Origin of the sequence: Reichenbachiella sp. (genome assembly GCF_033344935.1) — a bacterium.
Classification (GTDB): domain Bacteria; phylum Bacteroidota; class Bacteroidia; order Cytophagales; family Cyclobacteriaceae; genus Reichenbachiella.
In genome coordinates this window covers 405,027-417,203 of sequence record NZ_JAWPMM010000001.1, presented here as the reverse complement: position 1 = coordinate 417,203, position 12,177 = coordinate 405,027, and the positions used below count along the sequence as shown (strand labels likewise).

Annotated in this window: 11 protein-coding genes; 7 read left to right on the top strand and 4 right to left on the bottom strand. The window is 39.0% G+C overall.

Features of this window, described 5'->3' with window-relative positions; translation table 11 throughout:
• Positions 1-36: 36 nt before the first annotated feature.
• On the top strand, positions 37-1,137 hold the full coding sequence (locus R8N23_RS01715; protein WP_318169836.1) for an NAD(P)/FAD-dependent oxidoreductase: 1,101 nt from the start codon (positions 37-39) through the stop codon (positions 1,135-1,137).
• A 21-nt stretch (positions 1,138-1,158) separates the two neighbouring features.
• Here R8N23_RS01715 and R8N23_RS01710 read toward each other — a convergent pair whose 3' ends face one another.
• Positions 1,159-2,004, bottom strand: a complete 846-nt coding sequence (locus R8N23_RS01710) for a hypothetical protein (protein ID WP_318169835.1) — start codon at positions 2,002-2,004, stop codon at positions 1,159-1,161.
• A 274-nt stretch (positions 2,005-2,278) separates the two neighbouring features.
• Between R8N23_RS01710 and R8N23_RS01705 the strand changes: the two genes are divergently transcribed.
• Positions 2,279-3,337: a methylated-DNA--[protein]-cysteine S-methyltransferase gene (locus tag R8N23_RS01705; RefSeq protein WP_318169834.1), complete on the top strand. Its 1,059-nt coding sequence runs from the start codon at positions 2,279-2,281 to the stop codon at positions 3,335-3,337.
• Here R8N23_RS01705 and R8N23_RS01700 read toward each other — a convergent pair.
• Positions 3,334-4,065, bottom strand: a complete 732-nt coding sequence (locus R8N23_RS01700) for a hypothetical protein (protein ID WP_318169833.1) — start codon at positions 4,063-4,065, stop codon at positions 3,334-3,336. The genes R8N23_RS01705 and R8N23_RS01700 overlap by 4 nt on opposite strands.
• 136 nt (positions 4,066-4,201) lie before the next feature.
• On the opposite strand from R8N23_RS01700, the gene R8N23_RS01695 reads away from it, so the two are divergent.
• Together R8N23_RS01695 and R8N23_RS01690 are read left to right on the top strand one after the other, a co-directional pair.
• On the top strand, positions 4,202-5,518 hold the full coding sequence (locus R8N23_RS01695; RefSeq protein WP_318169832.1) for a cytochrome P450: 1,317 nt from the start codon (positions 4,202-4,204) through the stop codon (positions 5,516-5,518).
• 87 nt (positions 5,519-5,605) lie between these two features.
• Positions 5,606-6,922: a HAMP domain-containing sensor histidine kinase gene (locus R8N23_RS01690; protein ID WP_318169831.1), complete on the top strand. Its 1,317-nt coding sequence runs from the start codon at positions 5,606-5,608 to the stop codon at positions 6,920-6,922.
• On the opposite strand, the gene recF is transcribed toward R8N23_RS01690, so the two are convergent.
• Positions 6,914-8,020 carry a DNA replication/repair protein RecF gene (recF, locus tag R8N23_RS01685; RefSeq protein ID WP_318169830.1) on the bottom strand — a complete coding sequence of 369 codons (1,107 nt, stop codon included), beginning with the start codon at positions 8,018-8,020 and terminating at the stop codon, positions 6,914-6,916. The two genes, R8N23_RS01690 and recF, sit on opposite strands and share 9 nt — an antisense overlap.
• Before the next feature lie 120 nt (positions 8,021-8,140).
• Between recF and pdhA the strand changes: the two genes are divergently transcribed.
• From pdhA to ribH, 3 genes are all read left to right on the top strand, one after another.
• Positions 8,141-9,172, top strand: coding sequence for a pyruvate dehydrogenase (acetyl-transferring) E1 component subunit alpha (gene pdhA, locus R8N23_RS01680; protein ID WP_318169829.1), 1,032 nt, complete (start codon positions 8,141-8,143; stop codon positions 9,170-9,172).
• Positions 9,173-9,248: 76 nt separating this feature from the next.
• Positions 9,249-9,953 carry a tetratricopeptide repeat protein gene (locus tag R8N23_RS01675; protein ID WP_318169828.1) on the top strand — a complete coding sequence of 235 codons (705 nt, stop codon included), beginning with the start codon at positions 9,249-9,251 and terminating at the stop codon, positions 9,951-9,953.
• A 77-nt stretch (positions 9,954-10,030) separates the two neighbouring features.
• Entirely contained in the window at positions 10,031-10,507 is a 477-nt protein-coding gene (ribH, locus tag R8N23_RS01670) for a 6,7-dimethyl-8-ribityllumazine synthase (protein ID WP_318169827.1), read from the top strand.
• 1 nt (position 10,508) lies between these two features.
• On the opposite strand, the gene R8N23_RS01665 is transcribed toward ribH, so the two are convergent.
• On the bottom strand, positions 10,509-11,993 hold the full coding sequence (locus R8N23_RS01665; protein ID WP_318169826.1) for a sodium:proton antiporter: 1,485 nt from the start codon (positions 11,991-11,993) through the stop codon (positions 10,509-10,511).
• Positions 11,994-12,177: the final 184 nt, after the last annotated feature.

The following is a 12,177-nucleotide window of genomic DNA, read 5'->3' as shown; positions in this document are numbered from 1 at the left end:
CTCTAATAGTTCGTCATTTCTAAAGATATTTAATCCATGTACGATGTCATTATCGTTGGAGGTGGCTTAGCTGGACTTGTCAATGCTATATTGCTAGCTCGATCAGGGTTTGAAGTAGCGTTGTTCGAGAAAAACAGCTACCCGTTTCATCGGGTCTGTGGTGAATATATTTCGAATGAAGTAAAACCCTTTTTGATAAGAAATGGCCTGTTTCCAACAGACTTGAACCCCACAGAAATTTCCAAATTCAAGCTCACCTCTACTAATGGAAAACAAGCAGAACTGGCATTGGAAATGGGTGGATTCGGTGTCAGTCGATTTGCTTTTGATTATTTTCTCTTTCAACAAGCACAAGCCGCTGGAGCGACCATTCTTCAAAACCATAAAGTTAAAGACATCAAATTTGTAGACAACGAGTTTCAAATTTCTGCCAATAGGCAGGACTACAGGAGTAAACTAGTAATTGGTGCTTACGGCAAGCGATCTGCGCTGGACAAGAGCAGAAAATTCATGAATAAAAAATCACCATACCTAGGCGTAAAGTATCACATTAAAATAGACTTGCCGACTGAAGAAATTGCTCTACATAATTTTCAGAATGGATACTGCGGCATTAGTCAAGTAGAAAATAATACATTCAATCTCTGCTATTTATCACACCGAAATAACCTAAAAAACAAATCCATCGATGAGATGGAAACTACTGTCCTTCATAAAAATCAATTCCTTAAAAGTATTTGGGATAATGCCGATTTCGTGTTTGAAAAACCTAAAGTCATCAATGAGATTTCGTTTGAAAAAAAGGAGCTCGTTTATGATCATATCCTGATGTGTGGCGACACTGCAGGTATGATCACCCCACTTTGCGGCAATGGCATGGCGATGGCGATTCGCTCAGCAAAACTCCTGTCAGATGTAATTTTGGAAGAATGGAATGGCGGGAATTTCAAACGCTTTCAAATAGAAGAAAACTATAGAATGCATTGGCACCAAAATTTTTCTTCAAGGCTTTGGACTGGGAGGCAAATACAAAAAATGTTCGGCTCCAAATGGTCTTCGAATTTGGCTGTTCGTCTCGTCAATAATGAATGGTTAGGAAACTGGGTAGTCAGTCAAACGCATGGAACAGAATTCTAGAAACTAATTTTTTGTACTGTTTTATTTAGAACCTTGCTGTTCTTCCAATGAGTCATTTATTTTAGAAACTACCTCATCCAACTCTTCAGCACTGGCTAAGAGTTCATGTACAAGCTTTTGATGTTTTTCTGCCTTCACATCTTTAGACACAACTTGAGCCAACCCTAACATTCGAGCCAGAGGGGCTCGCAGCACATGAGAATTGATAAACGTATATTCAGTTAACTTATCATTGTTAAATTGCACCTCCTTAAGTGCTGATTTGAGCTTCTCATTTTTTGTTTTTAATTCAATTTGGTTTCCTTCCAGCTCATTATTCTTTTTTTCAAGACTTCCAATTAAATTATACAACTCTCCATTATAGTTTCTAGTAAAAATTAAAATAATAAGCGCAACTGTCGAAAGCAAAATGGCACCTTCAATCCAGACACCAAATGAATTCATTCTTTCTATAATCGAATGGACCTCTTGAGTTTTAAAAATTTTAAAAAATCCAATACTCAGAAAAGCAATTAATGAAATGCCATAAACTACAAGGGCATTCCAAAAATTGAAAATGAATAAAGTATAAAAAGGTATAATAACAATCATAACTTTATTCAAAGAGTAAAGCCCCCACATATACATATCGCTAAAAACTAATACCAATAAGATCAAAATAACCACAATAGCTTTATGCTTGATCTTTATCTGCTTACGGAAAGTGCAAATGAGTATAAGGCTTGCAAGCAATATTAAATCACTGAAGAATAGTAGTGATACTTCCCGAATATTATAAGGATAGTAGGCAATCAAAAAGGCCACAGTACCTGCACATACGCCTGCCAATAGTGTAGAATCAACAATTTGATTTTTAACTTTTTCCATGCTCCAGATTATAAAACAATGCCTAAGAGACTATTGCTTTTTTACTCCAAGTCCTTACTTATCGAATTTAAGCTTGATATAAGAAAAATGGGCCAGTTGAATAGCTCCGAATAACTAGAACCAACTAAAGTTATGATAACCTAGCTTAAAATCAACTTATTGTGCGCGCTAATTGAGTCACCTATGAGTCTTTACTGCTCGAAAAATGCTTGTCCATTTTTCGGTTGAACGCGGGTTCTACCTACCATAATTTAGCTGATAAATAGCTAATTTTATGAATATGCAACTTTCTCTTTTGCCCGATACTGAAACTATGTACCATGCACTGATAAGCAAAGACAGTTCTTTCGAGGGTGTGTTTTTTGCGGCCATCAAAACCACCGGTATATTCTGTCGCCCGACCTGCCACGCTCGCAAACCAAAACCAGAAAATGTAGAATACTTTGGCAATTCTAAAGATGCATTGGATCACGGCTACCGACCTTGTAAAGTGTGTCACCCAATGGAAATGAAAGGGGTAGTTCCCATTTGGTTAAAACCACTATTGGAGGACATCGAACAAACGCCAAACATCAAAATCAACGATCAAAACTTAAGAGACCGAGGGCTTGATCCCACTCGAGTGAGAAGATGGTTCAAGAAAAACCACGGGATGACTTTTCAAGCCTATCTCCGTTCGCTGAGAATTAACAATGCTTTTGGTCAAATTAGACAAGGAGATCAGGTCATTCAGTCCGCTTATAGCAATGGATTCGATTCCTTGAGCGGCTTTCTAGAAACCTTCAAAAACTCAACCGGTTTTACGCCTAAAGAAAGTAAATTTAAAAATGTGATATCTGTAACACGTATCCCAACACCCCTAGGACCAATGATCGCAGGGGCCACAGACAAGGGTATTTGCTTATTGGAGTTTACCGACCGACGCATGATCGAAACGCAAGTAGAAAGACTTAGGAAATACCTCAAAGCAGAGTTGATACCAGGGCAAAGCCCATTTTTTGAACCATTGACCAAAGAGTTAAATCTCTATTTCGAAGGCAATCTTAAAAAATTCTCAGTTCCTCTGGAGACCCCAGGCACCGAATTCCAACAAAAAGTATGGCGCGTACTGCAAGATATTCCATATGGAAAAACGCGTAGCTACAAAGAACAGGCGCTTGCTATAAATAATTTAAAAGCTATTCGTGCAGTAGCCACTGCAAACGGTGACAACCGAATTGCTATTATCATTCCTTGTCACAGAGTGATCGGCTCAGATGGATCAATGACTGGGTATGGGGGAGGTGTTTGGAGGAAACAAAAACTCTTGGAGCTTGAAAGGCAAAACGCCTAATTCAATTGGTTATAAAAGCTGACAATTTTAATCAGATCTTTAGGCTTACTGGGTTTCAAATTATTTTCTGATATGTATCTATCAACCTCTTTTTGATGCCTGCCCAAGGCTTTGAGTAATGGTTTTCTTGCTCCTTTAATTTCTTCGAGACTTACGCCATTATACAGATAAAAATTATCCTCTCGACTGAAGAATCCAGCGCCTCTTCCCCCTGCTGTAGCCATGGTAGTTTTCGGAGGTTGTCTAATTTCTACAATTGGCTGATACAATAGGTTCATATTTCCCGACACCAACAATTGGTAAAAATCCAAATAAGGCTCTGGCTTCTGTCCTTCTAGTTTCTGTACCCTCATAAAAGTATGAGTAGTGTCTTGACCAACAAATGCAAACTGAAGCAGTTTGGTATCATCCATCAAAAATGAATCTTTAGAATTCAAGGGTTGGACCATCAATTCCTTTTGATATAAATTCAGCTTCAATCTTACATCTCCATATCGCTCTCCCCGGACAGAAACCACTTTGCCATATACCCATTCATCCAAAAAATAAGGAGAACCTTCTACTTTTGATAAGTCCTCTCCGCTCGGCCGAATGTCATTGAGCCAGGAGGTTAGTAAGTCGTTGTTTACTCTATTGATTCCATCCGAAACCCCACTCAGCTGTTGTTGTCCATAGCCCGAAAAACATATAGTAGTCAATAGAAGAGAAGCCATCCATTTCATGGTCATATATATTGGTTCAATATAAACCTAAGGTATTTATCCTCCTTTTCCAGAATCAAAAATCAAAATTGCAAACTGATGTCTTAATAAGACACTGTTTTCATCTGTCTGAATAAACTATCTTCGCTTCTAAAAGCAAATTTTGAAACCACCTAAAGCCTTTCCAGAAAACAGCAAGTTTAAAAATCTCAAGAAGTTTCAGGCTTCTCCTATTGAATACATGAAAGAGGCGGCTTCTATTTATGGTTCGCCTGTAGACTTAAATCTACCCATTGGAAAATTTGCCTTGATATCTGACCCAGAACAGGCTCAACATGTCCTCGCCACCAATCACGAAAATTACACGAAGAGTAATGGATATAAGCAAGTAGCCTTAGTGCTAGGCAATGGATTGCTTACTGCTGAGGGTGACGAATGGCATAAAAACAGGAAAATACTTCAGCCCTCATTTCACAAGAATGAGCTCAGAAAACTGCTTCCTGCAGTTTGGGAAACAGGCATGCAGTATTTATCCACTTTGGATGACAAGCAAGCGCTTAGGTTGGACACCGAAATGAATGGTCTGACACTAACGATTTTATTGAATTCTCTTATACATTCCTCAGATGAGGAGATACTCACCAAAATGTCCGATCATGTCAACTTTGGTCAGGAATTTATCGTCAATCGTATTCGCAATCCCTTCAAATGGCCGCTCTGGATTCCGTCAAAGAACCATCGACGCTACCACGCCATGATGCGCGACTCCAATGAATTGATCGAAAGGACTATCAATGAACGCTCGTCAATTAGTGGCAAAGACATCGATGATTTACTTAGTGTATTATTGAAAAATTTCGACGCTGAACAAGACTTTTTCCAAATACGAGACGAAATTTTGACCTTTTTAGTCGCTGGGCATGAAACCTCCTCTCTCGGTATGACATGGACCTTACACCTTTTGGCCCACCACCCTGAAACTCAAAACCGACTCTTTAAAGAGGTTAAAAGTTTAGAAGGATTTGAAAGTCTGGATTTAATGAATTTTTCGAACTTAAAATACACGGGCCAGGTCATCAAAGAATCTATGAGATTATTTCCTCCAATTTGGAACGTCGTAAGAAAAGCCAAGGCACAGGACGAATTGGGTGGTTTTGAAATTGAAGAAGGTTATCAACTGATGAACAGCATATACGAACTTCACCACCATCCTGATTATTGGGAAAACCCAGAGGCGTTTAATCCAGATCGGTTTGAAAACTATAATTTCAAGCATAAGTTTCAATATTTACCCTTTGGTGGAGGACCTAGATTTTGCATTGGAAACAATTTTGCATTATTCGAAATGACCATTTTATTGGTTCAATTCGTACAATCTTATGAACTCAAACCACTCTCTCCTCAAAAAATTGGATTCAATCCGCTACTAACACTCCGTCCTGATCAACCAATCAATCTTCAATTGATTAAAAGAAGCTAGCTGCAGTTAAAAAGTTACCTAGATTCCTTATATTACTATAGACCTATCCATTACAACCAGCTCTATTAATATCGATGACTAAATATTATGGAGCCCATTCATTTCAAGCAAAGTCTATTCACTTTACACTTTCTAGATGACGACCTGGAAGAAGAGTATAGATTAAAGGCTTTTCCCAACTCGCTCAAGTCATTCAAGGTGGTTTTTCTTTTTTTGTTGGCTCTTGATCTCTACATCATTGTCGTTGAGTTCTTTAGAATGGATGATCCTTTTTACGCCGTATTCACCAGATCCTTGATGCTTATATTTTATTCGGCGGTTATTTTAATTTCGAACTTTCTGGGAAAAGTAGGACCCAAGTATCATCAAAGTTTTGTGTTCCTGGCCCTACTCGCCATGTATCTCATTGTACTCACTCAGGACATTTATGGTGACATGTACTACCTCTTCTTTTCTAATGTTGCTTTCACCCTTATCTATATTGTATTTACGGTTAGCGGATTACGGTTTACAAATGCGTTGATATTGGCACTATTGTATTTAGCCATTTACGTGTTTTATTGCTTTTGGTGGTACCCTAATGCTTATCACGCCGGGCAACTGCCAAACGTGATGATCAATTGGGTGATAGCTGCCATGGCAGGGTATATTCTTGAAAAGAGCAGCCGCAAAGCTTTTGCGAACGGCTACCTTTTGAAGCAAAAAAATATCGAATCTGAAAGATACAATGCCTTAAAAAATAAATTGCTCTCTGTTGTATCCCACGACGTTCAATCTCCGCTCAACAGCATCAATTCCGTACTGAGCATGTTCAAAGAAAAGGCCATTTCTCCAGCCGATTCAACCAAGCTACTGCATAAAATTCACGAACAGGTTGCAGGCACTATAGGCTATGTGCAAAAAATTCTATTCTGGACCAAAAACCAGATGAATGGATTCCAAATCAACAAGCAGTCCATCAACTTACACGCTGAAATTAGTAAATGCGTTAAAGGGTTTGAGAGCCTGGCAGAAGAAAAAAATATTAGAATCGACAACCATGTTGAACACAACAATGAAATCTTTGCCGATCCAGAAATGTTTGATATTGTACTTAGAAATCTCCTGGGGAACGCCATTAAATTCAGCCCTGAACATACGGCAGTAGAGATTTCCTTTCATTCTAATGAACAGTGGGACGAACTAGCTATTCGAGATCATGGAGTAGGCATTGAACAAGATCGATTGGAAAAAATTTTTGCCTTCAATCATGCACATACCGACGGAACAAAACTTGAGCGAGGTTCTGGCATTGGACTATCTCTTTGCTCTGAGTTTATGACCAAACTGGAGGGAGGGCTTTCCGTAGAAAGCCAAGTAGGTGAGGGAAGTACGTTTTATTTAAAGTTCAAAAAATCAATCTAGCTCCTCAATCACATTCTTTTCAACTCTAAAAATTTTCATAGGTTCGAATTTTCCTTGAAGCAAACTTCGAGTACGCTCTTCTCGTGCATCCGTGACAAACACCTGTCCAAAAGAGTCTGACCCGATAATCTCCATGAGCTGTGAAATACGGCCGTCATCCAATTTGTCAAAAATGTCGTCCAAGAGTAAAATCGGGGTAACTCCCAAATGTGATTTTACAAATTCAAATTGAGCCAACTTCAAGCTAATAAGTAGAGATTTTTGCTGACCCTGAGAACCAAATTTTTTGATTAGATAATTGTCGATTTCGAACAAATATTCATCTCTATGAATACCCAAATTAGTTCGTTGCATGATCACATCCTTTTGAAGACCTTTCGCATATTGTTGTGCAAAATCCTTTTCGAGTACCTTCGTATTATAGTCAATATTTACTCGCTCTTTTTTTTCTGAAATCCGGTCGTAATTGGATTGTAAATGCGGAAGAAATTCCTTGATGAAAGCCTTCCTTTTTTTGGCGATGTCAGTACCAAGAGCAATCAACGGCTTGTCGTATGTTTCGATCATTACCTTATCCACCTTACCACTTTCATTCATGGATTTCAGCAATGCATTCCGCTGTTTGAGATAATGATTGTATTTGATGAGTGCATGTAAATATTCCGCGTCATACTGAGAAATGATACTATCGAAAAACCGTCTTCTGATTTCATTGCTTTCACGAATAAGCTCATCATCGTTGGGAGCGATTAAAACCAACGGGAATTTTCCGACATGCTCACTCAATTTTTCATATTCTGCCCCGTCTACCTTAAAAGTCTTTCGGCTATTTTTTTTCAAGCTACAATGCACTTTATTAAACTTCTCACCCAATTTAAATTCACCATTAACTACAAAATATTGACCTTCATGGTTAATGCTTTGAGAATCCAGGGAATGAAAGGCACTTTTGGTCGTAGATAAATAATGAATGGCGTCCAGCACATTGGTTTTACCACTTCCATTCATCCCCACCAGACAATTAAAATGATCGCAAAATGAAACCTCTGCCTTTTCATAATTTTTAAAATATTGCAAGGAGAGTGATTGAAGAAACATAATGCTTTGCTGTAACTACTAATTTAACTAATTTCGCAGTTCGTAAAAACGAGCGAAACGACAATCCCAAAGTACTTAATTCAGTCAAAATTCAGTCAAACCGCTTAAATAACTTTTGAAATGGCAAGTGTAAAAGAAAAAAAGAAATCAAAAGCAACATCCAAAAACGAATTCTCAAAAGAAACTTATATGACATGGTATGAGTCCATGTTGATGATGAGAAAATTTGAAGAGAAGGCGGGACAGCTTTACGGTCAGCAGAAGATTAAGGGATTTTGTCACTTGTACATTGGCCAAGAGGCCTGTGTGGCAGGAGCCGTTAGTGCGCTTGAAGAAGGAGATAAATATATCACTGCTTATAGGGATCACGCACACCCAATTGCATTAGGTACAGATCCTAAAAAAATAATGGCAGAGCTTTTTGCTAAGGAAACTGGTATATCAAAAGGCAAAGGTGGCTCTATGCACATCTTTGACAAAGAGCATGGCTTTTTTGGTGGACACGGGATTGTAGGAGGCCAGGTGCCATTAGGTGCTGGTATCGCTTTCGCAGAAAAATATAACAACACCGGAAAGCTATGTATGTGCTACATGGGTGATGGTGCCGTAAGACAAGGTGCTTTTCACGAAGCGTTGAACATGGCAATGACTATGAAGTTGCCTGTGATTTTCGTGATCGAAAACAATGGCTATGCCATGGGTACTTCTGTACAAAGAACGTCTAACGTGACTGGCTTGGATCAATTAGGTAGCGCATACGAAATGCCCTCTGAGTCTGTTGATGGTATGTCTGTCATTGATGTGCATCATGCAGTAGCCAGAGCAGCAGATAGAGCAAGAAAAGGAGATGGCCCTACGCTATTAGAAATGAGAACCTATAGATATAAAGGTCACTCGATGTCTGATCCTGCTAAATACAGAACCAAAGAAGAAGTAGAGTCTTACAAAGCAAAAGATCCAGTTGAAATGGTGAGAAAGGAAATTCTCAGCAAAAAATTGGCATCAGAAAACGAATTAACAACAATTGACCAAAAAGTAAAGGAAGAAGTAGCCCTTTGCGTAAAATTTGCTGAGGAATCAGCTTATCCAGCACCGGAAAATGCCTATACTGATGTGTATGCAGATCCGTCTTATCCATTCTTGGAAGACTAATCATGGATATAATTTGTAGCAATAAGTAATGATTTTAAAATATTGCTACATTTGCGGTCAGAATTTTTGAAATAGAATGACAAAGAAGAGAAAAAGTACGGAGAATCACGACCACGATTTGTTTGAGAATCCGGAAGCAATTGCTGAGCAGTTTTCAAGAACGGAGCAATTTATCGAGAAGAATAAAACCTTGGTTTCTGTTATCGCAGGTATCATTGTAGTAGCTATCGTTGGATACATGTTTGCTAACTACTACATCCAGGGGCAAAATGATAACGCTCAGAGAGATATGTTTCAAGCGGTATACTACTTTGAAGCAGACAGCCTTGGAAAAGCATTGAACGGAGATGGTAATAACTACGGCTTCCTGGAAATCATCAGTGAGTACGGCATGTCTGATGCTGCTAATCTAGCAAATTATTATGCTGGTGCTACATACCTTAAACTTGGAGATTTCGAGAATGCGGTGCGGTACTTAAGTGATTTCAGCGCTTCAGATTATATTATTCAGGCTAGAGCCTACTCGCTAATTGGCGATGCTCAAATGGAATTGGGAAATTTTGAAGAGGCGGCTGCTCAATATGAAAAGGCAGCTGACTATAATGCAAACAAGCAATTCAGCCCAACTTATTTGATAAAAGCAGCTATTGCCAACGAACAGGCTGGCGACTTAAACTCTGCTAAAGACAACTATCAAACTATTGTAGATGACTTTTACGGTGTAGTAGAATACCAGGAGTCTGTAAAGCAATTGGCAAGACTTGAAGGATTGGCCAACTAAGCTAGTTCACAAAAACATTAATGAAAGGGATGGGTTTTTACCTTTCCCTTTTTTATTTCAAAACAACAAATTGACCCATGGCAAGTAACCTTAAAAACCTTAGCGACTACAGTTCAAAAAATGTAATTGACATATCAAACAAAACATTTGCAGTAGTTGTATCAGAATGGAATGAGGAAGTCACAGAGTCGCTCTACAATGGCGCCATTGAAACCCTAAAACAGCACGGTGCTCAGCCTAATAACATTGTGAGAGTTGATGTGCCGGGAAGTTTCGAACTCAGCCTAGGTGCACAAAAACTAGCACAAAGAGATGATGTAGACGCTGTCATCTGTCTTGGCTGCGTTATTCAGGGGGAAACCAGACATTTTGATTTTATCTGTGATGCCGTAGCCCATGGCATTACGAATGTTTCCCTTAAATATGATAAGCCAGTAATATTTGGTGTATTGACTCCAGACAATCAAAAACAAGCCACCGATAGAGCTGGTGGTAAACATGGAAACAAAGGAGATGAGGCAGCTATTACTGCTATAAAAATGTTGGCTCTTTAACTTAGAGGAGTCCCCAATAAAAGAAAATCAACCAAACGATCACAAATAGCGGGAGTAGAATTGGAATTGAAAATCTGATGATGTAACCAAAGAATGAGGGCATCTTAATTCCAACTTGCTCGGCGATAGACTTCACCATGAAGTTCGGACCGTTCCCAATGTAGGTCATAGACCCAAAAAATACAGCCGCAACGGAAATGGCTTTCAAGGACAGAATTGAGTTGACAAACTCACCATTCGAAAATCCCACTACATCAGCCATTGTGGTAATAGAACCTCCCTGTGATGCCAAGGCTGCAGTTAAGAAGTTAATATAAGTTGGCGCATTATCTAGAAATCCAGATAGTAGTCCGGTTCCCCAATATAAAGTGTTGTGCGTGATCATCGCAGCCCCTGCATCAGATTGCGCAAAGTTCCCAACAAGTTCAAGCGCAGGCATCATCGTCCCAAAAATGCCAATGAAAATAAAGGCGACTTCCCGAATCGGCTCAAAATTAAATTCATTCCACTGTAAGGCTTCTTTATCCGCAAATTTGTAAGAAAGAAAACCGGAGGTAAGCATGATAATCTCTCTAATATAGGAGAATTTTTGTCCATCATAGTGAATAGCTGGCACCCAGTCTAAAACGTTAGGGTCCAAGAATACAGCACCCACTATCACAGCTAACCACAAGAAATTTTTGGTGCCTACGAAAGTAACTGTGTTCGATGGCTTATGTGTGCTCTCGCCAAAACTGTAATCTGATTTGTTCTTTTTGTCCGTAAAGTAGAACACAACCGCTAGTGCCAAACAAGCAAATATCCAAGGGAAGATATTGTGCTCAAGTGTCCAAAAGAATGGCACTCCTTTTAAAAACCCAAGAAACAGTGGAGGATCACCAATCGGAGTAAGTGAACCACCAATATTACTTACCATAAAAATGAAGAAGATGATATGGTAGGGTTTGATTCTATTTTTGTTGAGTCGGATAAAGGGACGAATCAGCAGCATTGAAGCACCTGTGGTACCAATGATATTTGAGATTAAAGCCCCGATCAATAATATGACAACATTGGTCATTGGTTTGGCTTCCTTGTCTACCTCAATCATAATACCTCCTGAGGCAATAAATAGTCCGCTGAGCAGAGCTATAAACTGTACATATTCAGCTAAAGCATGAACGGGCGCATGTACATTGTGCAAACCAAACAAGTAATATAGGACTACAAGAGCCGCCAGCACACAGGCAACAATCGGATAGTTTTTGTGCCAGAAATGCTCATAAAACAAAGGACCAGTGGCGATCATGATCAAGAGAAGTGCAAAGGGAATTACACTCCAAGACGGAGCATGATGATGTGCGTCATCGCCAGCAACTTCCACAGAAGTTCCTTCAGGTGCTACCAACTCCACTGTATTTTCTTCCAAATCATTGGACTTTACATTGCCAGCATACCCCTGAAGGGTAAAACTTAACAAAATAAAAAGAACCAAATATTTGTACATACTGCTAAAGAATAAATGAGGGCAATTATATTAAATCTGAACCGATCATTTTAGTTTCAAGATGTAAATTTTTAAATCTTCTCATAGCAGGTTCCGAACAATGTAATAAAGATATTATCTGTTCACATAAAACCAAACGAGAGGTATTAATATTTTACAATTATTGTACGTAATAAGTTCTCCC

Excerpts from the sequence above, each read along its gene's own strand:
- recF (WP_318169830.1), bottom strand. The coding sequence starts at position 8,020 with ATGTTTCTTCAATCACTCTCCTTGCAATATTTTAAAAATTATGAAAAG.
- R8N23_RS01690 (WP_318169831.1), top strand. The coding sequence starts at position 5,606 with ATGGAGCCCATTCATTTCAAGCAAAGTCTATTCACTTTACACTTTCTA.
- pdhA (WP_318169829.1), top strand. The coding sequence starts at position 8,141 with ATGGCAAGTGTAAAAGAAAAAAAGAAATCAAAAGCAACATCCAAAAAC.
- R8N23_RS01700 (WP_318169833.1), bottom strand. The coding sequence starts at position 4,065 with ATGACCATGAAATGGATGGCTTCTCTTCTATTGACTACTATATGTTTT.
- R8N23_RS01705 (WP_318169834.1), top strand. The coding sequence starts at position 2,279 with ATGAATATGCAACTTTCTCTTTTGCCCGATACTGAAACTATGTACCAT.
- R8N23_RS01710 (WP_318169835.1), bottom strand. The coding sequence starts at position 2,004 with ATGGAAAAAGTTAAAAATCAAATTGTTGATTCTACACTATTGGCAGGC.
- R8N23_RS01675 (WP_318169828.1), top strand. The coding sequence starts at position 9,249 with ATGACAAAGAAGAGAAAAAGTACGGAGAATCACGACCACGATTTGTTT.
- R8N23_RS01715 (WP_318169836.1), top strand. The coding sequence starts at position 37 with ATGTACGATGTCATTATCGTTGGAGGTGGCTTAGCTGGACTTGTCAAT.
- ribH (WP_318169827.1), top strand. The coding sequence starts at position 10,031 with ATGGCAAGTAACCTTAAAAACCTTAGCGACTACAGTTCAAAAAATGTA.
- R8N23_RS01665 (WP_318169826.1), bottom strand. The coding sequence starts at position 11,993 with ATGTACAAATATTTGGTTCTTTTTATTTTGTTAAGTTTTACCCTTCAG.